The 21274-nt window shown below is 69.9% G+C and carries 20 protein-coding genes; 10 read left to right on the top strand and 10 right to left on the bottom strand.

The genetic code is table 11. From position 1 onward, the window contains the following. Positions 1–13: 13 nt before the first annotated feature. The gene (locus tag C9992_RS06255; RefSeq protein ID WP_106814751.1) at positions 14–1060 is read left to right on the top strand and encodes an NAD(P)H-dependent flavin oxidoreductase; all 1047 of its coding nucleotides are present in this window, start codon (positions 14–16) and stop codon (positions 1058–1060) included. Between the two features lie 6 nt (positions 1061–1066). On the opposite strand, the gene C9992_RS06250 is transcribed toward C9992_RS06255, so the two are convergent. Both C9992_RS06250 and C9992_RS06245 read right to left on the bottom strand, forming a co-directional pair. After that, positions 1067–1342 (bottom strand): acylphosphatase, encoded by a 276-nt coding sequence (locus C9992_RS06250; protein ID WP_106814750.1) that lies wholly within the window; start codon positions 1340–1342, stop codon positions 1067–1069. A 71-nt stretch (positions 1343–1413) separates the two neighbouring features. Then, entirely contained in the window at positions 1414–2094 is a 681-nt protein-coding gene (locus C9992_RS06245) for a LysE/ArgO family amino acid transporter (RefSeq protein WP_106814749.1), read from the bottom strand. 71 nt (positions 2095–2165) lie between these two features. Here C9992_RS06245 and C9992_RS06240 point away from each other — a divergent pair, with 71 nt between their 5' ends. Then, complete coding sequence (locus C9992_RS06240) at positions 2166–3059, top strand: LysR family transcriptional regulator ArgP (RefSeq protein WP_106814748.1); 894 nt, start codon at positions 2166–2168, stop codon at positions 3057–3059. Positions 3060–3078: 19 nt separating this feature from the next. On the opposite strand, the gene C9992_RS06235 is transcribed toward C9992_RS06240, so the two are convergent. The 4 genes from C9992_RS06235 to C9992_RS06220 all read right to left on the bottom strand — a co-directional run bounded on the left by C9992_RS06235 (position 3079) and on the right by C9992_RS06220 (position 8055). Then, positions 3079–4104, bottom strand: a complete 1026-nt coding sequence (locus tag C9992_RS06235; protein WP_106814747.1) for an NADP-dependent oxidoreductase — start codon at positions 4102–4104, stop codon at positions 3079–3081. 129 nt (positions 4105–4233) lie between these two features. Continuing rightward, the gene (locus tag C9992_RS06230; protein WP_106815286.1) at positions 4234–5409 is read right to left on the bottom strand and encodes an ROK family transcriptional regulator; all 1176 of its coding nucleotides are present in this window, start codon (positions 5407–5409) and stop codon (positions 4234–4236) included. A gap of 109 nt (positions 5410–5518) precedes the next feature. Next, positions 5519–6583, bottom strand: a complete 1065-nt coding sequence (locus C9992_RS06225) for an ABC transporter permease (RefSeq protein ID WP_106814746.1) — start codon at positions 6581–6583, stop codon at positions 5519–5521. After that, positions 6580–8055, bottom strand: coding sequence for a sugar ABC transporter ATP-binding protein (locus tag C9992_RS06220; RefSeq protein ID WP_106814745.1), 1476 nt, complete (start codon positions 8053–8055; stop codon positions 6580–6582). Before C9992_RS06220 ends, C9992_RS06225 begins: the two co-directional genes overlap by 4 nt. A 313-nt stretch (positions 8056–8368) precedes the next feature. Here C9992_RS06220 and C9992_RS06215 point away from each other — a divergent pair, with 313 nt between their 5' ends. From C9992_RS06215 to C9992_RS06205, 3 genes are all read left to right on the top strand, one after another. Beyond that, entirely contained in the window at positions 8369–9415 is a 1047-nt protein-coding gene (locus C9992_RS06215; protein WP_106814744.1) for a substrate-binding domain-containing protein, read from the top strand. Positions 9416–9514: 99 nt separating this feature from the next. Then, on the top strand, positions 9515–10660 hold the full coding sequence (locus C9992_RS06210) for a Gfo/Idh/MocA family protein (protein ID WP_106815285.1): 1146 nt from the start codon (positions 9515–9517) through the stop codon (positions 10658–10660). A 32-nt stretch (positions 10661–10692) separates the two neighbouring features. After that, a complete protein-coding gene (locus tag C9992_RS06205; protein ID WP_106814743.1) occupies positions 10693–11697 on the top strand; it encodes a sugar phosphate isomerase/epimerase family protein in 1005 nt (334 codons plus the stop codon). A gap of 94 nt (positions 11698–11791) precedes the next feature. Here C9992_RS06205 and C9992_RS06200 read toward each other — a convergent pair whose 3' ends face one another. Continuing rightward, positions 11792–12256, bottom strand: a complete 465-nt coding sequence (locus tag C9992_RS06200; protein WP_235008064.1) for a MarR family winged helix-turn-helix transcriptional regulator — start codon at positions 12254–12256, stop codon at positions 11792–11794. 11 nt (positions 12257–12267) lie between these two features. Then, on the bottom strand, positions 12268–14031 hold the full coding sequence (locus C9992_RS06195; protein WP_106814741.1) for an MDR family MFS transporter: 1764 nt from the start codon (positions 14029–14031) through the stop codon (positions 12268–12270). A gap of 173 nt (positions 14032–14204) precedes the next feature. Here C9992_RS06195 and C9992_RS06190 point away from each other — a divergent pair, with 173 nt between their 5' ends. Next, positions 14205–14708, top strand: coding sequence for a 2'-5' RNA ligase family protein (locus C9992_RS06190; RefSeq protein WP_106815284.1), 504 nt, complete (start codon positions 14205–14207; stop codon positions 14706–14708). A 47-nt stretch (positions 14709–14755) separates the two neighbouring features. On the opposite strand, the gene C9992_RS06185 is transcribed toward C9992_RS06190, so the two are convergent. Then, complete coding sequence (locus C9992_RS06185; RefSeq protein WP_106815283.1) at positions 14756–15418, bottom strand: YqaJ viral recombinase family protein; 663 nt, start codon at positions 15416–15418, stop codon at positions 14756–14758. Positions 15419–15701: 283 nt separating this feature from the next. Here C9992_RS06185 and C9992_RS06180 point away from each other — a divergent pair, with 283 nt between their 5' ends. The 4 genes from C9992_RS06180 (at position 15702) to C9992_RS06165 (ending at position 20009) form a co-directional block, all read left to right on the top strand. Further along, a complete protein-coding gene (locus C9992_RS06180) occupies positions 15702–16688 on the top strand; it encodes a hypothetical protein (RefSeq protein ID WP_106814740.1) in 987 nt (328 codons plus the stop codon). Positions 16689–17058: 370 nt separating this feature from the next. After that, positions 17059–17574, top strand: coding sequence for a 50S ribosomal protein L10 (gene rplJ / locus C9992_RS06175; protein WP_106814739.1), 516 nt, complete (start codon positions 17059–17061; stop codon positions 17572–17574). Positions 17575–17616: 42 nt separating this feature from the next. Continuing rightward, positions 17617–18009 carry a 50S ribosomal protein L7/L12 gene (gene rplL / locus C9992_RS06170; protein ID WP_106814738.1) on the top strand — a complete coding sequence of 131 codons (393 nt, stop codon included), beginning with the start codon at positions 17617–17619 and terminating at the stop codon, positions 18007–18009. A gap of 239 nt (positions 18010–18248) precedes the next feature. Beyond that, complete coding sequence (locus tag C9992_RS06165) at positions 18249–20009, top strand: YncE family protein (protein WP_160150834.1); 1761 nt, start codon at positions 18249–18251, stop codon at positions 20007–20009. 82 nt (positions 20010–20091) lie between these two features. On the opposite strand, the gene C9992_RS06160 is transcribed toward C9992_RS06165, so the two are convergent. Next, positions 20092–21141: a LacI family DNA-binding transcriptional regulator gene (locus C9992_RS06160; RefSeq protein WP_106814736.1), complete on the bottom strand. Its 1050-nt coding sequence runs from the start codon at positions 21139–21141 to the stop codon at positions 20092–20094. Positions 21142–21274: the final 133 nt, after the last annotated feature.

The following is a 21274-nucleotide window of genomic DNA, read 5'->3' as shown; positions in this document are numbered from 1 at the left end:
TAGCGTCGGAGCCATGACCGCCACGCTGCAGGAATTGTTCGGAATCGATGCCCCGATCGTGCTGGGCCCCTTCGGCGGGCTCTCGTCGGTGGAACTGACGGCGACGGTGAGCGAAGCCGGCGGCCTCGGCTCGTACGGCTTGTACGGCTACTCCGCCGATCGCATCAGCGACACCGTCGCCGCACTGCGGTCGGCGACATCGCGGCCGTTCGCGGTCAATGTCTGGCTGCGCACGGGTGACGAGGTGACGCCGGGCGACGTCGATCTCGCCCCCGCCATCGATGCGGTGGCGCCGCTCTTCGACGAACTCGGACTGCAGCGGCCCGCGCCGCCGACCGAGTTCATGCCCGACACCGACGCGCAGCTGACCGCGGTGCTGGATGCCGAGCCCGCCGTGCTCAGCGTGGTCTTCGGCGTGCCGTCGGAGCGACTGATCGCGGCGGCGCACAGCCGAGGCATCCGGGTCATCGGCACCGCGACGAGCGTGGCGGAGGCGGTCGCGCTGGACGCCGCCGGTGTCGATGCCGTCGTCGCGACGGGCTCCGAGGCCGGCGGTCACCGGGTGTCGTTCCTTCGGCCCGCCGAGGAATCGCTGGTCGGCACGTTCGCGCTCGTCCCGCAGGTGGTCGACGCGGTCGGCGTGCCGGTGATCGCGGCCGGAGGCATCGCCGACCGCCGGGGCGTGGCCGCCGCGTTCGCGCTGGGAGCCTCCGGCGTGCAGGTCGGGTCGGCGTTCCTGCGCACTCGGCAGTCGGCAGCCACCGACGTGCACCGCAACGCCATCGCGGGCGCGAGCGACACCAGCACCGTCCTGACCAGAGCCATGAGCGGGCGCCTGGCCCGCGGCATCCCGAACCGCGCCATGCGCACCATCGAGACTGCGGGGGTCATCGCGCCGTTCCCCGCGCAGAACTGGCTGACCGGGCAGTTCCGCGCCGAGGCCGGTCGGCGGGGCGACGGCGACCTGGTGTCGCTGTGGGCGGGACAGGCCGCGGGGCTGGCCACGCGAGAAGACGCGACGGACGTCTTCGCCGAGCTCGCAGCGGGCGTGCCGGCCTGACTCGGCTCACCGGGTGGGAAGCACGTCGAAGCCCGGCTCGCCCCTAGCCGTGATCTCTGCGACGGCGGCGGATTCGACGCGCGCCCCGGGAGGCCCCTCCGCCATCCAGGCCAGCACCTCGTCGACCTGGGTAGCGCTTCCCTCGATCTCCGCTTCCACCGACCCGTCACGGCGATTGCGCACCCATCCGGCGACTCCGGCCTCGCGTGCGACGATGCGCATCGTGTACCGGTAGCCGACGCCCTGCACCTCGCCGGTGACCGTCACGTGCACCCGTCTCATGCCGCCATCTTGCCGCGATGCGCGGGGTGCGGAACACCCCGCGGGGCGCTCGCCTGCTCGATCGGCGCGGCCTAGGGGAGGACCAGCGACACCCCGAGCACGATCATCACGACAGCGATGACGGCGTCCAGGATGCGCCACGCCCGAGGCGTCGACAGCCAGCGGCCGAGGAACCGTGCTCCGAAGGCGAGCCCGAAGAACCACACCACACTCGCCATCACGGCGCCGGCGGCGAAGAGCCAGCGTCCGCCGCCGTGCGTGTTCGCCACTGTTCCGAGCAGGAACACCGTGTCGAGGTACACGTGAGGATTCAGCCACGTCAGCGCCAGACAGGTGAGCACGACCGGCCAGAGCCTGGTGCCGGTCGCGCGTGCGGCCGCCGTGCGTACGCCGGCTGCAGCACCGGGCGGGGAAGCATCCGCCGGTGAGGGCGTGCCGGCAGTCTCGTCAGCCCGCAGAGCGGCCCCGGTGGGACGCCACGCTCGTTTCGCCGCGAGCAGCCCGTAGCAGACGAGGAACACCGCGCCCGCCCATCGCACCACGTCGACGAGCCACGGCACCGCCTGCAGCAGCAGCCCGACGCCCGAGACCCCGAGCACGATCAGGACGGCGTCCGAAGCCGCGCAGATCGCAGCCACGACGGGGACATGCTCGCGACGCAGCCCCTGTCGCAGCACGAAGAGGTTCTGCGCGCCGATCGCCACGATGAGGGAGAAGCCGAGACCGAGTCCGGCGAGCAGGGGCGTGAGCACCCTTCGACGCTAGAAGCAGCACGATGGACAGTCCAGCTCACGGTTCTTCAGTAGCATTAGCGCGACTGAAGATGCGGATTCCGTTCGAGCTGGCAGAGACCCTCGCCGTCGTCGTGGACGAAGGCACGATGGATGCCGCCGCCCGCCGGCTGCACATCACCCCCTCCGCGGTCAGTCAGCGCCTCAAGGCACTGGAGGAGCAACTGGGCCGCCTGGTGCTCGTGCGCTCCAAGCCGGTGCGGCCGACGGAGGCGGGCGCGTCGGTGATCCGCCTGGCCCGACAGATGGCGCTGCTCGAGCACGATGCGCTCGCCGAGCTCGGCGCCGATGCGACGGAGGCGGTGGTGACGAGCGTGCCGCTGGCTGTCAACGCCGACTCCCTGGCCACGTGGTTCCTGGAGCCCCTGGCGCGCCTTGCGGGGCGGCATCCGGTCGTCTTCGACCTCCACCGGGACGACCAGGACTTCACGGCTGGGCTTCTCGAGTCCGGAACCGTGATGGGCGCGGTGACCTCACGTGCCGCACCCGTCGCGGGATGCCGCTCCTCGCCGCTGGGGGCGATGCGCTACGAGGCGGTCGCCACGCCGGCGTATGCCGAGCGGTGGCTGGGCGGGGATCGCAAGGCAGCGCTGGCCGAGGCGCCGCTCGTGGACTTCGATCGCCGCGACGACCTGCAGAACGAGTGGCTGGCAGCGCAGGGCGTGGACCCCACGCGTCCGCCGCGGCATTATGTGCCGGCGTCGAACGACTTCGCCACCGCGGTTCGCCGAGGACTCGGGTGGGCGATGCTGCCGCGATTCCAGTCCGACGATGCGCTCGAGCGCGGCGACCTCGTGCTGCTCGGCGGGCCCGCTGCCGACGTCGCGCTGTACTGGCAGCAGTGGAACCTGCGTTCGCCGCTCCTGGATGCGATCGCGGACGAGATCATCGCCGAGGGTCGTCGGGTGCTCGCTCCGGAGCGCTGACCTCTCCGGATCGGCGGTCTCAGTCGTCGCTGACGCGGAGCACGATCTTGCCGCGGGTGTGTCCGGCCTCGATGGCCCGGTGCGCGGCGGCCGCATCGGACAGCTCGAACACCTGATCGATGTACACCTGCACGGCACCGGAGTCCAGCAGCCGGGCGACCGTCGCGAGCGCGCTGCCGTCAGGGATCACCTTGTACGACGTCGCGCGCACTCCCGCCTGGGCTGCCGCGACGGCGTAGCCCGGCCAGCCGCCCGTCGGCACGAGCACGTACAGACCGCCCGGTCGCAGCACTTCCAGTGAGCGGGTGCCCGTCTCGGCCCGCACGTTGCCGACGAGGTCGATCACGACGTCGACCTCCCCGACGACCTCCTCGAACCTGGTGGTCGTGTAGTCGATGACGACCGACGCGCCGAGTTCGCGGAGCCACCCGGCGTTGCGGCCCGAGGCGGTGGCGGTCACGTGCGCGCCGAAGTACGCGGCGAATTGCACGGCGAAATGGCCGACGCCACCGCTGCCGGCGTGGATCAGCATCCGCTGCCCCTCGTGTGCGTGGGCGGTCTCGACGACGAGCCCCCACGCGGTGAGGGCCGCCAGCGGCACGCCTGCGGCCTCCACGTGCGACAGCGCCGCGGGTTTGCGCGCGACCGACAGCGACGGCGCCACGACGTACTCGGCGTAGGAGCCGCCGGTGCGCGGGAAGGCCGCCATTCCGAACACCGCGGTGCCGGGCGGGAAGGGGTGCGACTCGTACGGGCTCTTCACGACGATCCCGCTGAAATCGAACCCCAGCGCGGACGGGTACTGCGCGATGGCGGCCGACACTCCGGCGCCGGCGCGCGTCTTGGCGTCGATGGGATTGACGCCGGCCGCGACGACGCGGACCAGCAGTTCGCTCAAGACGGGGGAAGGCACCGGGATGGATGCCTCGCGGAGCGCATCGGCCTCGCCACACGCTTCGATGATGGCCGCGCGCATCGCCTCAGGCGGCGCGCTCACGGGGCTCAGCGGGGTTTCGGGTGTCGAACGCAGCGGCCGGATCCTCATCGCTCACTCCTTCCGCGGGGGTGCCGTCGTCGGCACCGGACTCCCGTGGCACCAGTCAACCGCGAGTTCGTCTCGCGCGTGTTACGTCGGTGCTACCGCTGACGCACCCGGCTGCCAGGATGCGCCGGCTCAGCGGAATCCGACGGCCAGGGCTTCCGGCGACAGCACGTGCTCCACCGCCAGCATGCTCGCTCCGATGACGGCGGCGCGTTCCGCCGCTGCCGACTGCACGATCGACAGGTGCTCGGTGGCCAGCGGGATCGAGCGCGTGTAGACGGTCTCGCGTACGCCCGCGATGAGGTGCTCGCCCACGCGTGCCATGGAACCGCCGATCGTGATGACCGAGGGGTTCACGAGGCTCACGCACGTCGTGAGCACCTCGCCGATGTCACGGCCGGCCTGTCGCACGGCCTGGATCGCCTCGATGTTGCCGCGCTTGACGAGGTCGACGACGTCGGAGCCGGTCCGCGCATCGACCCCCTGATCGCGCAGCGTGCGGGCGATCGCCGGTCCGGACGCGATCGCCTCGAGGCAGCCGCGGTTGCCGCAGCGGCACGCCACGTCGGCCGCGCGTGCCACCTGGACGTGTCCGATGTCGCCCGCGACGCCTTGCGCGCCGCGCAGCAGCGTGCCGCCGGAGATCAGTCCGGCTCCGATGCCGGTCGCGATCTTGACGAACATGAGATGCTCGACGCCCGGCCAGGCGACCGCTCGTTCGCCCAGGGCCATGATGTTCACGTCGTTGTCGACGAGCACCGGCACGTCGAGGTGCTGGTTGAGCCAGCCGGGAATGTCGAAGCGGTCCCACCCCGGCATGATCGGAGGATTGACCGGCAACCCCGTCGAGTGCTCGACGGGCCCCGGCACCCCGATGCCGATCGCGGCCACCTGCGACCGGTCGCGGCCCACGCGCGCGAGCAGCGCCGTCGCGCCTTCGACCAGCCAGTTCAGCACGGGCTCGGGTCCCAGCGCGATGTCGAGCGGCTCGGACTGATCCGCCAGCACCGTGCCGTTCAGGTCTGTGACGGCCACCGTGGCATGGGAGGCGCCCACGTCGGCGGCGATGACGACCTTCGCGGCCGGGTTGAGCGCGAACAGCGACGGTGGGCGTCCGCCTGTCGAGACCGCCTCGGCGACGGGGCTGATCAGCCCCATGCGCATCAGCTGATCGACGCGAGCGGCAACCGTGGAGCGGGCGAGGCCCGTCGCCTTCGCGAGCTCGGCACGCGTTCTCGGCACGCCGTCGCGCAGCAGCTGGAACAGCTCGTTGACGCCGGTCGGGTTGATCGTCGATTCGCCGTTCATGGTCACATCTCAGGGTATCGGCGGGCCGCAGACCCGGCGGCGACAGGGCAGGGGGACAGATGCCGCGGCCCGGCGCCGCACCGGGCGACGGCCGTGCCGCGGCATCCGCTCACGTCCCTGCGCGGCCCGTCGGCTTGGCGAACCGCTGCTGCAGCAGCACCGCCACCACGATGATGACGCCCTTCACGACGGCCTGGATCGACGAGTTGAGGTTGTTCTGCACGAACACGTTCGTGAGCGTGGTGAAGATGAGGACGCCGAAGACGGTACCGGTGATCGTTCCGCGACCACCGACGAGAAGCGTTCCGCCGACGACGACCGCAGCGATCGCGTCGAGTTCGAGGAGCGTGCCGTGCGTCGACGTGCCGGCCGTCGTGCGACCGAGGTACATGACGGCTGCGATGCCCGCGCACAGTCCCGAGATGGCGTAGAGCCACATCGTGTGCCGCTTCACGTTGATGCCGGCAAGGCGCGCGGCCTCGCGGTTGCCGCCGATCGCGACGGTGCGACGACCGAACGTGGTGCGGTTGAGCACGACCCAACCGACCACGGCGACGACCACGAAGATCCAGATGAGGATGTCGACACCGATGATGTCGAGGTTCAGGAACTCGATGAAATCACGGTCGTGCACCTGCAGGGTGCGTCGCTCGGCCAGCACCTCGGCCAGTCCGCGCGCGGCGATCAGCATCGCGAGCGTCGCCATGAAGGCGACCACCTTGCCGTAGGCGATGACGATGCCGTTGATGAGACCTGCCACCACGCCCACGAGCAGCGCCATCAGGATCATGACGCTCCAGTGGAGCTGATCGGCGAGGTCCTGGACCGCCGCGATCGTCGCGACGACCGACGCGAGGCCGAGTACCGAGCCGACGGACAGGTCGATGCCGCCCGCGGTGATCACGAGGGTCATGCCCACCGCGACCACGCCGAGGATCGACGCCTGACGCAGGATCGTGAGGGTGTTGCTCACGCTCAGGAAGGTGTCCGGAGCCGTCACGGCACCGACGATGACCAGAAGGAGCAGTGCGACAACGAGGCCGAGGTTGCGCCCGACGGACCCCGAGAGGACGCGCCGGATGCCGGTCGGTTGCGCGTCCGGCGAGCCGGCGGGCGGTGGTGCCTCGGAGGCAGTGGGAACGCCGGCGGTCCCCTGTGTGGTCTGCTCGCTCACGCGGCGGTTCCTTTCATGACGAGGTCGAGCACACCGTGCTCGTCGATCTGGGCGGCGGGTAGCGTCTCGAGCACTCGTCCTTCTGCGATGACGAGGACGGTGTCGGCGAGCCCCAAGACTTCCTCGATCTCGCTCGAGACGACGACGATCGCGTTGCCGGCAGCGGCCAGCTCACGGATGAGGGCATAGATCTCTGCGCGCGCACCGACGTCGACGCCGCGCGTGGGCTCGTCGAGCAGCAGCACGCGGGTGCCGTGGACGAGCCACCGTGCCAGCAGGATCTTCTGCTGATTGCCGCCCGACAGTGTGATCGTCGGGCGATCGGGGTCGGCCGGCCGCAGTTCGAGCGACTCGATCTGCGCGCGAGCGGCCGCCCGCGCGCCGCGCTCGTCGAGGAAGCCCGCCTTCGCGAATCGCTTCAAGGATGCGAGCGTGACGTTGAAGTAGACCGGCTCGTCGAGGACGAGCCCCTGGCTCTTGCGCTCCTCGGGGGAGAGCCCGATGCCGGCGGCGACGGCCTTGACGACTGATCCCCGCGGAAGAGGCTTGCCGCTGACCGACACCGATCCCGAGGTGGCGCGGCGGGCGCCGTACACCGTCTCGAGGATCTCGGAGCGGCCCGAGCCGACGAGTCCGGCCAGACCGACGATCTCGCCCGCACGCACGGAGAACGAGACGTCCTCGAACAGGCCGGCGACCCCCAGGCCCTCCACCTCGAGCACGGTCGGAGCGTCGGCGGGCACGGGGACCGCCGGAGGGAACACGTTGGCGATCTCTCGCCCGGTCATGAGCCGGATGAGCTCGGAGGTCGGTGTGCCGGCGACGGGGAGCCCGACCGCTGTGGTGCGGCCGTCCTTCAGGATGGTGATGCGGTCGCCGATCTGCCGGATCTCTTCGAGGCGGTGGGTGATGTAGACGACCGCGATGCCGGCCGAGGTGAGCTCCTTCACGACGTGGAAGAGGTTGCCCACCTCCTCGGTGTCGAGCACGGCCGAGGGCTCGTCCATGATGATCAGCTTGACGTCATGGGAGAGGGCGCGCGCCATGCTCACGATCTGCTTGTTCGCCGCACTCAGGCTGCCGACCTCGGTGTGGGGGGAGAGCCCCGGGTGCCCCAGACGGCGCAGCAGCTCACGGGTCTGCTTGGCAGCCTCGGAACGCCTGCTGAAGCCGCCGCGCGAGAGCTCGTGGCCGAGGAAGATGTTCTCGGCGATCGTCAGGCCGTCCACGACGTCCAGCTCCTGGTACATCGTGGCGATGCCCAGCTCGATCGCCGCTTGCGGCGTCGGGATCTCGACCGGCTCGCCCTGCCACGAGATCACGCCCTCGTCGGGCCGATGCACGCCGGCGAGCGTCTTGATGAGCGTGGACTTTCCGGCACCGTTCTGGCCGAGGATGCAATGAACCTCGCCGGGGAGGACCTCGAGGTCCACGCCGCGCAGCGCCTGCACGCCCGCGAACGTCTTCGTCACGCCCCGGACATCGAGTAATGCCCGCGGATGGTCAACTTTGATCACGCGATGAACATAACACGACCCGTGCAGCCTTGCCGAGGCCCATCTCACGACGACACGGCACTGCAACGAAGGCGCGAAGCGCCCGGACCGGCAGAATAACGCGGATCTCACGGCAATTGACTTCTGTCGCAACAAAAACAAAAGTTGCACATCGCCTCGTCGGTTCTGCTAGCGTGGGCCCGGTCAGCGTGGACTCCTCGAGTGCGGGCACGTCATTCCTGTCCGAGACAGCGCGCTGTCACAGCTGCATCACATTCAAGGAGGAAACATGCGCTCACACCTGAAGGCGCGTACGCGACTCGTGCTCACCGGCACCGCAGTCGTCGCGGCCATCGGACTTCTCGCCGGCTGCACCGGCTCCGGCGCCGACGAGGGCGACGTCGTCGACCAGGGCACCACGACGGAGGAGAACGCCGAGAGCGGCGACACCGTCGTCATCGGCTTCTCCGGCCCCGCCGCCGACCACGGCTGGCTCGGCGCCATCAACTCCGGGGCGCAGGCCGCGGCCGACAGCTTCGATGACGTCGAACTGCGCGTGGCGGAGGGCACGAACGACCCCATCGCGCAGATCGCGGCGGTCGAGACCTTCGTCAACGACGGCGTCGACGCGATCGTGCTGCTGCCTTCCGACGGCGCCGCGCTCACCGAGGCGGCGATCGCGGCGATGGAGGCGGGCATCCCCGTCATCAACGTCGACCGCGAGTTCTCCAGCCCGTTCGCCGCGCGAGCCACCGTGCTGGGCGACAACTACGGGATGGGCGTCAGCGCCGGCACCTACATCTGCGAGCAGCTCGACGGACAGTCCGACGCCGTCGTGGCCGAGATCGCCGGCATCGACTCGCTCCCGCTGACGCAGGACCGCTCGCAGGGCTTCGCCGACGCGCTGGAGGACTGCGGCCTGGAGGTGTCGGCCCGCGTGGCCGCCGACTTCACGGTGGCAGGCGGTGAGGCGGCAGCCTCGCAGCTGCTCGCGGCCAACCCGAAGATCGACGCCATCTGGAACCACGACGATGACCAGGGCATCGGCGTGCTCGCGGCCATCGATTCCGCCGGTCGCGACGAGTTCTTCATGGTGGGCGGTGCGGGCAGCCGCAGCGCGATGGAGGCCATCCAGGCCGACGACTCGGTGCTCAAGGCGACGATCATCTACCCGTCGACGCAGGCGGCGGACGGCGTGGCGCTGGCGCGGCTCATCGCGCAGGGCAAGACGCTGGGTGACATCGTGACCCCCGGCATCCCGAACCGGATCGTGCTGGACGCGCCGGTGGTGACCAAGGAGAACGTCGACCAGTACATCGACCTGTCGTTCGAGTAAACCGATGAGGGGTCGGGGCGTCCGTCCGAGGCGGGCGCCCCGACCTTTTCACCTCCGAGAGAGAGGACCAGCGCGTTGACCGACACGCTTCGCGTCGCCATGATCGGCCACGGATTCATGGGCGCGGCACATTCCCAGGGGTGGCGCGTCGCCCCACGATTCTTCGATCTTCCCCGGCAGCCGGAGATGGCCGTCGTCGTCGGCCGCGACACCGCCGGCGTCGAGGCCTCCGCCCGCAAGTGGGGCTGGGGAGAGAGCGCGAGCGACTGGCGCGAGGTGATCGCCCGCGATGACATCGACGTCGTCGACGTCGTGACCCCCGGAGACACGCACGCCGAGATCGCGATCGCAGCGCTCGAGGCGGGCAAGCACGTGCTGTGCGAGAAGCCGCTGGCGAACACCGTCGCCGAGGCGGAGGCGATGGATGCCGCCGCCGGCGCGGCAGCGGCCCGCGGCGTCCGCTCGATGGTGGGCTTCACGTACCGCCGGGTTCCCGCTGCCACTTTCGCGCGGGACCTGGTGGCCGCAGGGCGGATCGGGCAGATCAGGCAGGTTCGCGCCGAGTATCTGCAGGACTGGCTGCGGGACGCCGACGCGCCGCTGACATGGCGTCTGAAGAAGGAGCACGCCGGTTCGGGCGCCCTCGGCGACATCGGCGCCCACGCGGTCGACCTCGCCGAGTTCATCACCGGGCAGCGACTCACCTCCGTGTCGGGGGTCATCGAGACTCTCGTCCGTGAGCGTCCGCTGCTCGGCGAAGGCGTCGGTCTGTCGGGCACCGCCGCGAACGAGCGGGGCGAGGTCACGGTCGACGATGTCGCGCTGTTCACCGGGCGGCTGGAGTCGGGGGTGCTGGCGTCGTTCGAGGCGACGCGGTTCCGCACCGGCCGCAAGAATGCGCTGCGCATCGAGATCTCGGGCTCGGAGGGAGCCCTCGCTTTCGACCTCGAGCGGCTGAACGAGCTCGAATTCTACGACGCCACGCAGCCGGACCTCGAGCAGGGCTTCCGTCGCATCCTCGTCACCGAGCACGACCACCCGTACCTCGCGCCCTGGTGGCCGACGGGTCATATGCTCGGCTACGAGCACGGGTTCTCGCATCAGGTGCGCGACTTCGTCGCGGCGATCGCCGACGGCTCGGACCCGCGCCCGTCGTTCCGCGACGGTCTTCATGTACAACGGGTGCTCGACGGCGTGGAGCGCAGCTCGGCCGCCGGCAGCATCTGGACCCCCATCGCCGGCTGAACGCCGGCATCCGACGACGAAAGGTTCACGCGATGACGCGACCGGTCACTCTGTTCACGGGCCAATGGGCTGATCTGCCGTTCGAGGAGGTGGCGCGCCTTGCCGGCGAGTGGGGCTACGACGGCCTCGAGATCGCCTCGTGGGGCGACCACCTCGATGTCGCCCGCTGGGACGACGACGCTTACGTGCAGGGGCGCCTGGAGATCCTGGAGCGCAACGGCCTGAAGGTGTTCACCATCTCCAACCACCTCGCGGGTCAGGCGGTGTGCGACGACCCCATCGATCAGCGGCACCGAGAGATGCTCAACGACCGCGTGTGGGGCGACGGCGACCCGGAGGGCGTGCGTCAGCGTGCGGCCGAGGAGCTCAAGCACACCGCGCGCATGGCGGCACGACTCGGCGTGAAGACGGTGACGGGCTTCACCGGATCCTCCATCTGGAAGGCCGTCGCCATGTTCCCGCCGGCATCCGACTCGTTCATCGAGGCGGGCTATGAGGACTTCGCGACCCGCTTCCACCCCATCCTCGACGTGTTCGACGAGGTCGGCGTGCGCTTCGCCCACGAGGTGCACCCGTCCGAGATCGCCTACGACTACTGGACGACCAAGCGAACCCTCGAGGCGATCGGACACCGCGAGGCGTTCGGCCTGAACTGGGATCCGTCGCACATGGTGTGGCAGGACCTCGACCCGGTCGGGTTCCTGTGGGACTTCCAGGACCGCATTTACCACGTGCACTGCAAAGACACGAAGAAGCGGTTGAACGGCCGCAGCGGGCGACTCTCGTCGCACCTGCCGTGGGCCGACCCGCGGCGGGGCTGGGACTTCATCTCGACCGGCCACGGCGATGTGCCGTGGGAGGACGCGTTCCGCATGCTCAACGCCATCGGCTATGACGGCCCGCTCTCGGTCGAGTGGGAGGACGCCGGAATGGACCGCCTCGTCGGCGCACCGGAGGCGCTCGAGTTCGTGCGTCGCCTGTCGAGCTACGAGCCCTCGTCGGCGGCCTTCGACGCCGCCTTCTCGAGCCAGCGCTGACGACGACGAAGGGGGCTCACCGATCGGTGAGCCCCCTTCTTCGGCGCCGTGCGACCGCGCGACCGCGACCGCGACTGCGCCAGCGGCGCGCCACTCAGGCTTTGGGGCGCTCCCCGGCGCTGAGCGCATGCAACAGGCGGGTGAGGTTGCGGATGTCGTCGACCGGCCACTCTTGCAGCGCATCGACCAGGAGGCTCTCCTGCGGCGCGCGGGCTTCGGCCAGCCGCTCCAGCCCGAACGGCGTGGGGGAGAGCAGGCTGGACCGGCCGTCGTCGGGGTCCGGGGTGCGCTGCACGAGGCCGAGCTGCTCCAGCTCCCGCACGGTGCGGCTGATCTGCCCCTTGTCGGCGGTGAGCATCTCGGCCAGACCCGACAGCGTGATGCCCTCCCGGCGCACGATCGTCGTGAAGACCTTGTAGGCCCCCGGAAGCATGCCGGGGCTCACGCGATTGGCGTTCTCTGTGATGATCCGGCGGAACTGATTGATCAGCTCGCCGAACTCCGCCTCGAGGGCGCGCACCGCCTCGGTGCGCGCCGCTCGGGTGTCGTCGGAGATCATCGTGTTCGACATTATCGCCGCGAGGTGGACGCCCGGTCGCCCGCGGCCTCGTCGCCCGCCGGCCGGGAGGCCGCTGCCTGGGCGGAGGACGGGCCGGATGCCGCGGCATCCTGCGTCTGGATGGTGCCGGTCGCGCTCAGGCTCTCCATGCCCTCGGCGGTCGACACCGTCGCCAGGTCGGCCTCGATCGCGTTGACGCGCTCGCTCGTGGTCATGCGTGTGAGCGGCTTGTTCGGCAGGAAGATGATCGCGACGAGGCTCAGAACAGCGAGTGGGACCGCGATGAGGAACGAGTGCGCGATGGCCTGCGCGTAGATGTCCTCGACGATGACGCGGATTCCCTCCGGCAGTGCGGAGACCTGCGGGATGGTCCCGGACTGCAGCTGCTGCCCGATCGCGGCGCCCTTCTCGCCGAGCTTCATCAGCGCGGCCGTGATGTCATCCTTCCGCTCGGTGAAGAGGTTCGTCGCCGACGTCGCCAGCGCCGCGCCCATGACCGAGACGCCGATCGTGCCGCCGAGGCTCCGGAAGAACGTAACGCCGGAGCTCGCGACGCCGATCTCGGTCGGCTTGGCCGTGTTCTGCACGATGAGCACGAGGTTCTGCATCGTCATGCCGACGCCCGCGCCCAGCAGGAACATGTACACGGACACCAGGAAGAAGTTCGTGTCGTAGTGGATCGTCGAGAGCAGGAACGAGCCGGCGATGAGCAGCACGCCACCCACGATGAGGTACGGCTTCCAGTGTCCGTGGCGGGTGACCAGTCCGCCGATCACGATCGACGCGAGGAGAAGACCCGCGATCATCGGGATGGTCATGAGGCCGGCCTCGGTGGGGGTCGCGCCCCGCGCCAGCTGCATGTACTGGCTGAGGAACACCGACGTGCCGAACATCGCGATGCCGATCGAGATCGACGCGACGACCGCGAGAGTGAAGGTGAGGTTGCGGAACATGGTGAGCGGCACGAGCGGCTCCTTCGAGCGCAGCTCGACGATCACGAACAGCACGGCCGCCAGCAGCGCCCCACCGACCATGAGGACGGTCTCGGTGCTCCACCAGTCGTAGTCCTTGCCGGCGTTGGTCACCCAGATCAGCAGCAGCGAGACCGCCGTCGACAGCAGGACGATGCCGAAGTAGTCGATCCGCGCCTTCGTCTTCGGACGCGGGGGAAGGTGCAGGGTCCGCTGCTGGATGATGAGGGCGGCCACCGCGAACGGCAGCGCGATGAAGAAGTTCCAGCGCCAGTCGAGCGTGTCGGTGATGAACCCGCCCAGGAGTGGCCCGCCGACCGTCGCGACGGCCATCACCGCGCCGAACAGGCCCATGTACCGGCCGCGCTCGCGCGGGCTGATGATGTCGGCCATGATGACCTGGCTGAGCGCGGCCAGACCGCCGGCGCCGACACCCTGCACCGCGCGGAACGCGATGAGCATTCCCGGGTCCTGCGAGAAGCCCGCCGCGGCGGTCGACAGCACGAAGATCGCGATGGCGAGCTGGATCAGCACCTTGCGGTTGAAGAGGTCGGCCAGCTTGCCCCAGATGGGCGTGGAGATGGCGGTGGTGAGGAGGGTCGCCGTGACCACCCATGTGAAGGCGGCCTGATCGCCGCCCAGGTCGTGGACGATGACGGGGAGCGAGGTGGAGACGACGGTCGAGGCGAGCATCGACACGAACATGCCGAGCAGCAGACCGGTGAGCGCCTGCAGCACATGGCGATGCCGGCGCTTCTCTTCTGCGGTGGCGACCGACCCGGTCGCGGGGGTGGACGTGGCCATAGGAGTCCTTCGAACGAGGGTGGGAGTGGTGCGGCGACGGCGGCGCAAGAGTCGTTGACGAACGTCAACTGTTGATGTGAATCAACTATACGCCGATCGTTGACGTTGGTCAACTATCAGTCGTGGTGAAGGTGCGGAACGCCGATGTGCGGAACGCGCGAGAGGATGAGCGCGTGTTCAGCGTGGAACTGATTCCGGATGCCGCCACCGACGCAGCAGTGCGGGCGGAGTGGGGCCGGCTGATCGAGGCCGGCCTCCCCAGCGCCGGGCGCCACGAGGGCGAGAGCAATCGGCCTCACGTGACGCTCGCCGTGCGCGAGGCGCTGGACCCTGCGGCTCTCGCGCCGATCTCCGCACTCCTGCCGGTGCCGCTCGAACTCGGCGGGACCCTCGTCTTCGGCAGGGAGGGGCGGTTCGTGCTCGCGCGCGCCGTCGTCATGACGCGGAAGCTCCTCGACCTGCATCGCGCGGTCGCGTTCGCCGCCGGAGCGGCCGGTCCGCGTTACGGCAACACGATGCCCGACCGCTGGTCGCCGCACGTGACTCTCGCGCGTCGGTTGGACGCCGACGGGTTGGCGCACGCTCTCTCGGTGCTGGAGCTGCGAGCGGTGGACGGTGCCGCCGTGGGCCTGCGCGTCTGGGATGCGGGGAACAAGCGCGTCACGACGCTGCGCTGAGGCGTCGTGGACGCCTGTGGCAGGCGCGTGGGAAGGAAGCCGGAGCCTCAGTCAGCCAGCGCGAGCGCGCGGAACGGCTCACGCGGCGCGGAGGCGGGCTGCGGCATCCGTCCCGGCTGCTGGCGTGAGCGCATCGTGCGCAGGTACAGCTCGTCGATGAGCGCGGTCGCCAGCCGGACGAGTTTCGCGATCTCGGCCTCGTCGCGGTCGACCCACGCGCAGCGCGGCTCGTCGTCGACCGGCACGAACCCGTCGTGCTGCTCCCACGCGACGAGGGTGCGCTCGGCACCGAGCACGTGCTGCTGCCACCACACCTGACGCAGGTACGAGCGCGGGATGCTGCGCCATGCCTTGTTCGTCGTCTTGATCTCGGCCAGCATGACGCGGCCGGCGCCGTCCACCGCGATGCCGTCGGGGGTCGCGAGATGACGCTTCTCGACGACGGCGTGGAACAACGCCGACGAGGGCTGGATGCCGTGGGTCGCCGCGACCCAGGCGGCGATCTCGGGCTCGCGGGCCCGCCCGTGCGCGGTGTATGCGTTGCCCGAGAAGCCGGATCCCATGAGCTTCGCGTCGGCGGCGCGGCCGATCGCCCGCTCGGAGGTCAGGGTCGCGACATCCGTCGCCGTGATGCCGCGGGATCGCGCGCGCACCCACGCCACCCGGTCGCGGGAGTCCGCGACGATGCGGGCGGCGAGCTCGGGTGTCACGGATCCACCGTACGCCGCCGCCGCGACATCCGCCGCCAGCGACCCACCGCTCGCCGCCAGCGGCTGCCATCGCCGGGCCCGCACCATCGCGCGAGTGCACGACGTATGCACGAGCGAACGACGTATCGACGGCGATAACCCGTGCACTCGTGAAGAAGTCGTGCACTCGAGCTCCTCCGCCGGCGCTCGCAGGGGTTCCTCCACAGGCGAGGGTGTCGCGCGGCGGTCCACAACTGCGCGGTAGGGGGCGCCCCGCGCGTGGTGGCGGATCGCACAATTGCGCATGCCTCGTCGCCTGGCGTCCGTCGCCGAGTTGAGCATGGCCGTGCGGTCGCGTCGCGCTCTGCTGCGCGACGGGTGGACCGACCGCGGCATCCGGGACGCGATACGCGGCGGCCGACTCCGGTCCGTCCGCCGGGGCTGGTTCATCGAGGGGCCGGAGTACGACATGCTCTGGGCCGAGGCCCGGCACCTCGCGCACGTTCTGGCTGTCGCGCGCGACAGCACGGGGTCGGGAATCATCTCGCACGAGTCCGCGGCGGTGCTCTGGGGGCTTCCGCTGTACCGGTTCCATCCGGCTCGGGTGCACATGACCACGACGCCCGGCGGGCGCATCTCGAGCGGCCCCGATGTCTTCCGCCACATCGCTCCGCTTCCCGCGCAGGACGTGGTCGTCCGCGACGGCATCCGGGTCACGTCGCTGTCACGCACCGCGTTCGACGTCGCACGGACGTTGCCGGTCGAACAGGCGCTCGTCATCCTCGACGCCGCCGAACGTGCCATGGCGGCTCGAGGGCGGGAGTGGGATCTCGATGCGCTCGAGTCGTGGCGGCGAGCATGGCAGACGCGAACGGATGCCGCAGCCGGCGCCCGCGGCATCCAGCGCGCCCGTCGGATCGGGGAGTTCGCCGACGGTCGTGCGGAGTCGCCGGGCGAGAGCGTGAGCAGGCTGCAGATCGCACGACTCGGGTTCCAGCGCCCGGCGCTGCAGGTGGCGGTGGCCGGCCCGAACGGCAGGGACTACTTCCTCGACTTCCGGTTTCGGGAGTGCGGGACGTTCGGCGAGTTCGACGGGAAGGGCAAGTACGTCGACGAGGCGATGCGGCGAGGGCTCAGCCTGGAAGAGGTGCTGCTGCAGGAGAAGATGCGGGAGGACTGGGTTCGCGGCACGACGCAGAGCGGATTCGCGAGATGGGCAGACGAGCACATCGACACCGCACGCATGCTCGGGGCGCGGCTGGAGGCGTTCGGCATCCGGCCCCCGACGTGACGGGCCGCGCGAGTGCACGACGTCGCCTCGAACGCACGACGTCGCGCCGAGCGCACGGCCGATCGTCGTGGGCAAGGCGTGCGTTCGGCAACAAGGCGTGCACTGGGTCCCGCGGCGGCGCCGATTTGGCCGGGCAGGGGAGATCGCGTACCCTGGTGGAAGCCGAAGACCGCCGGTCATCGACGTGCGCGCAAGCGCATCGAGATCGAAGCACTGCATCGCAGGGGCCCGCGCAGGTGTCACGAACTTCTCTCCAGAGCTCCGTGCGCTTGCGCCGGAGCTTTTCTGTTGCCGTGACAGATCGGATGACCGGATGCCTTCGACCGGCGCCCCGCCATCGCGGAGCGTCTCGTACACACAAGGAGTGGCCATGGCGCAGAAGGAAGCATCGGTCGCCGAGCTCACGAAGAATTTCGAGGACTCGACCGCCGTTCTGCTGACCGAGTACCGCGGTCTGACGGTTGCCGAGCTCAAGGAGCTCCGCAACAGCATCCGTCAGGACGCGGAGTACGCCGTGGTGAAGAACACGCTGACCAAGATCGCCGCGAACAACGCGGGGATCACGTCGCTGGACGACGACCTCAAGGGTCCGTCGGCCATCGCGTTCGTGCACGGTGACCCGGTCTCCGTCGCGAAGGGTCTGCGCGCCTTCGCCAAGGCACACCCTCTTCTCGTGATCAAGGGCGGCTTCTTCGACGGAAACCCCCTGAGCGCGGACGAGGTCAACAAGCTCGCCGACCTCGAGAGCCGTGAAGTCCTGCTGGCGAAGCTCGCCGGCGCGATGAAGGCCTCGATGACCAAGGCGGCCTACGTCTTCAACGCACTGCCGTCGAAGGCCGTTCGCACGGTCGACGCACTGCGCGAGAAGCAGGAGTCCGCGGCCTGATAACGGCCCGGCAAAGCAAAACCCCAATCAAGGAGAATCATCATGGCAAAGCTCAGCACTGAGGAGCTGCTCGACGCGTTCAAGGAGCTCACGCTCATCGAGCTCAGCGAGTTCGTCAAGGCGTTCGAGGAGACCTTCGACGTCACCGCTGCGGCCCCCGTCGCGGTCGCCGCTGCGGGTGCCCCCGCCGGTGGTGCCGGCGAGGCCGCCGCCGAGGAGGAGAAGGACTCGTTCGACGTCATCCTCGAGGCCGCCGGCGACAAGAAGATCCAGGTCATCAAGGTCGTCCGCGAGCTCACCTCGCTCGGCCTCGGTGAGGCGAAGGCCGTCGTCGACGGTGCTCCCAAGGCCGTCCTCGAGGGCGCCAACAAGGAGACCGCCGAGAAGGCTCAGGCCGCCCTTCAGGAGGCCGGCGCGACGGTTACCCTCAAGTAATCTCGCTTTCGCACGAAGGCCCCGGATGCCCCGCATCCGGGGCCTTCGTCATGCCCGGGCGACCTTGTCGATGCGCTGCGGTCGTCGCCCACTGTCACCGGGTGATGGTGCGGGTGATGCGAGTGGGATCGTCGCCGGCCGACTGATACAAGTGATCGACGCCCTCTCGAATCGCGGTGGGGCGAAGTGGATCGCCACGGCGAAGGGTGAGCATGCGGGGGACGAAGACACGTCGGTCGATGGCCGGCGTCATAACAGCGAGTCTGGTGACCGGGGCCTTGTTGATCGCGCCCGGGACGGCGCTCGCCGACACGGTGTCGGGCTCCTTCCCAGGCGGAACAGGGCCGTTCTCGGCGGCGATGACGGCCGACGGCTCGAAGATCTACTTCGGCAGCCAGACCGGCCTGGACAGCGGAGATGTCACCGTCTTCGATGTCGCCTCCAAGCAGAAGACGGTGACGATCGACACCGGAAGCAACCGGTTGATTGACCTCCAGCTGAGCCCGGACGAGTCGCGTCTGTACACAGGACACCTCGCCGGTCAGCTGAAGGTCATCGACACTCAGACGAACACCGTGACGCCGCAGCAGATCACCGCGGGCAGCTCCGTTTATGGCATCGGCGTCACGCCGGACGGCTCGCGCCTCTACACCTCGGACCATAATGCCGGCTTGGTCCGCGTGTACGACGCGTCGACGCTCGCGAGCCTCGGCACGATCGCGGTGGGCGTGCACCCACGGTTGATGACGATCACGACCGACGGGAGCAGGGCATACGTCGCGAACGCGGGCGTCGGGGCGTCGACCGGGCAGGGCAGCGTGTCGGTCATCGACCTCGCCACAAACACGGTGATCTCGACGATCACAACTGGCCTCGGTACGTGGGCGGTGGCGCTCAGCCCAGACGGCAGCCGCCTCTACGCGAGCAACTCAGGGTCGAACACGGTCTCGGTGATCGACGTGTCCACGAACACGGTCACGGCGACGGTGCCCGTCGGCATAGCGCCCTACCAGATCGCCTTCACCCCTGACGGCACCCGCGCATACGTCCTCGACCGCGGCGTTACATCGGACCCTGCCAACGACACCATCTCGGTGATCAGCACCGCCACCGAGGCCGTCGTCTCGACGATCGCCGTGGGGAGTGAGCCAGGCGGAATCGCGATCACCCCGGACGGTCTCACCGCGTACGTCGGGATCCAGTCCGCGGGCACGGTCTGGGAGATCGAGCTCGACACGTTCCCCGGAATCACGACGACCGCGATCCCCGACGGCGTCGAGGGCGCGGCGTACTCGACGAGCGTCGCCACCACCGGGCGCCCCATCCCGGCGCTCAGCGTCACGAACGGCGCCTTGCCGCCCGGGCTGACGCTCGATGCCAACGGGACGATCAGTGGAATCCCCACGACGCCCGGCACGTACGCGTTCACGGTCGCGGCGAGCAGCAGCGTCAGCGGCATCCCCTCGACCGCCACGCGCGATCTCGCGATCACCGTGGCCCCGGCACCTCCAGCCGTTCTGGTGGCGGGGGACGACGACTTCACCGGTACGCCTGTTCCCGCCGCCGGTGGGGTGGCGGGGAACGTGCTGGCTAACGACACGATCGACGGCGCCGCGGTGGATCCTGCGGCGGTCACTCTCACCCTCACCGACACCGCCGGGATCCAGGGCGCGACCCTGGATGAGAGTGGCGTACTGACGCTCCCGGCCGGGGTGGCCGCCGGCACCCACACGCTGGCCTATGAGCTCTGCGAGCAGGCCGACCCCGACAACTGCGCCAGCGCGACCGTCCTGGTCAGTGTCCTCGCGGCGCCGGGGCCGGCACCCACACCGACGCCGACGATCCCGGCTGCGGCGGGCGGGACCGGTCAGACACCGTCGGACCTCGCGTCCACCGGTGCGCCGACCATGGTTCCGGCCGCGGCCTTCGCGGTCCTGCTGCTCGGCTTCGGCGCCGCGCTGCTGGTGGCCCGACGCCGCGCCCGCACCACCGGCAGGTAGTCCCGCTTCCGCGGGAGGCCCCGGATGCCGCGCATCCGGGGCCTTCGTCATGCCCGGTTCCCGCGTGAGCGCCCGAACGTGCTCAGCCGGTGCCGAGCGGCCCGACGCCGATGACCGCCGAAGCCGCGTCGTCGACGGGCGCAGTCGAGTTGCGCACGACGAGCGGCGACGATTCGTACAGGCGGTGGGTCGGGGCATCCGGATCGTCCAGCTGCCACATCAGCAGCTGCACGGCCGCGCGTCCCTGCTGGTGCGGCCGCTGCTGCAGCGTGGTCAGCGAGAACATGTCGGCGTACGCGTGATCGTCGATGCCGACGACACTCAGCCGCTCGGGAACGCGGATGCCGAGCCGGCGGGCCGCGATGATCGCTCCGACCGCGACCTCGTCGCAGACGCCGACGATCGCGGTCGGCCGCGTGCGACGGTCACCCAGAAGCTCCACCGCAGAGCTGTAGCCACCCGGCATCGTCACCTCGGACTGCACATGGCGAGTGGATGCGGCAAGGCCCGCGTCGCGCATGGCTCCGCGGTACCCATCGAGTCGGCGACCGTCGCCGAAGCTCGTGCGGTGCCCGTCGGGATCGCCCCCGAGGAACACGATCTGACGATGCCCCAGACCGATGAGGTGGTCCGTGGCGATACGGGCGGCAGCCTCGTCGTCGATCGAGACCGCGTTGGTGTCGACGCTGTAGCCGCCCACAGTGACGACCGGTTTTCCGAAGGCGACGAGTCGTTCCAGCTCGTGCGCGCTGGGCTCGATGCCCACCGCGATGAGGCCGTCGAACCGCTTGCGACCGAGGAAGTGCTCGAACATCTCGCGACGGGCTGCCGACTCCGGCGCGGCGCCGTACAGGGCCAGGTCGTACTTGCGCTCGAGCAGGGCGTCCTGGATGCCTTCCAGCACCTGCGTGAAGAACCACCGGTCCAGCGAGGGCATCACCACGCCCACCGTCTGGGTGCGGCCGGTCACCAGGCTCACCGCACTGGTGGTGGGGACGTAGCCCAAGGCGGCCGCGGCATCCCGCACTCGCGCACGTGTGGCCGCCGAGACATACCCGGCCCCGGTGAGCGCTCGGGAGGCCGTGGACTTCGAAACCCCCGCCGCGCGAGCCACGTCGGCGATGCCCGCCATCGGGTCCTCCTCGCGTCCCCGGGGACGACACCGCCACCCGGATTCTGGAACCGGTTCCGGGCCTCATTGTGCCGTGCCTGGCTCGAACGCGCCACCCCGATCGTCGAGGTTTACCGAGTTGTGATGCGGAGTC

The sequence above is a fragment of the Microbacterium timonense genome (genome assembly GCF_900292075.1).
Taxonomy (GTDB): Bacteria; Actinomycetota; Actinomycetes; order Actinomycetales; family Microbacteriaceae; genus Microbacterium; species Microbacterium timonense.
Note: the sequence above shows the minus strand (reverse complement) of the source record. Positions and strands in the feature narration are given on the sequence as shown.

Coding starts and splice junctions, on each gene's coding strand:
- C9992_RS06235 (WP_106814747.1), bottom strand. CDS start 4,104: ATGAGGATCCGGCCGCTGCGTTCGACACCCGAAACCCCGCTGAGCCCC.
- C9992_RS06250 (WP_106814750.1), bottom strand. CDS start 1,342: ATGAGACGGGTGCACGTGACGGTCACCGGCGAGGTGCAGGGCGTCGGC.
- C9992_RS06180 (WP_106814740.1), top strand. CDS start 15,702: ATGCCTCGTCGCCTGGCGTCCGTCGCCGAGTTGAGCATGGCCGTGCGG.
- C9992_RS06255 (WP_106814751.1), top strand. CDS start 14: ATGACCGCCACGCTGCAGGAATTGTTCGGAATCGATGCCCCGATCGTG.
- C9992_RS06205 (WP_106814743.1), top strand. CDS start 10,693: ATGACGCGACCGGTCACTCTGTTCACGGGCCAATGGGCTGATCTGCCG.
- C9992_RS06240 (WP_106814748.1), top strand. CDS start 2,166: ATGCGGATTCCGTTCGAGCTGGCAGAGACCCTCGCCGTCGTCGTGGAC.
- C9992_RS06200 (WP_235008064.1), bottom strand. CDS start 12,256: ATGATCTCCGACGACACCCGAGCGGCGCGCACCGAGGCGGTGCGCGCC.
- C9992_RS06195 (WP_106814741.1), bottom strand. CDS start 14,031: ATGGCCACGTCCACCCCCGCGACCGGGTCGGTCGCCACCGCAGAAGAG.
- rplJ (WP_106814739.1), top strand. CDS start 17,059: ATGGCGCAGAAGGAAGCATCGGTCGCCGAGCTCACGAAGAATTTCGAG.
- C9992_RS06210 (WP_106815285.1), top strand. CDS start 9,515: ATGATCGGCCACGGATTCATGGGCGCGGCACATTCCCAGGGGTGGCGC.
- C9992_RS06165 (WP_160150834.1), top strand. CDS start 18,249: ATGGCCGGCGTCATAACAGCGAGTCTGGTGACCGGGGCCTTGTTGATC.
- rplL (WP_106814738.1), top strand. CDS start 17,617: ATGGCAAAGCTCAGCACTGAGGAGCTGCTCGACGCGTTCAAGGAGCTC.
- C9992_RS06230 (WP_106815286.1), bottom strand. CDS start 5,409: ATGAACGGCGAATCGACGATCAACCCGACCGGCGTCAACGAGCTGTTC.
- C9992_RS06215 (WP_106814744.1), top strand. CDS start 8,369: ATGCGCTCACACCTGAAGGCGCGTACGCGACTCGTGCTCACCGGCACC.
- C9992_RS06160 (WP_106814736.1), bottom strand. CDS start 21,141: ATGGCGGGCATCGCCGACGTGGCTCGCGCGGCGGGGGTTTCGAAGTCC.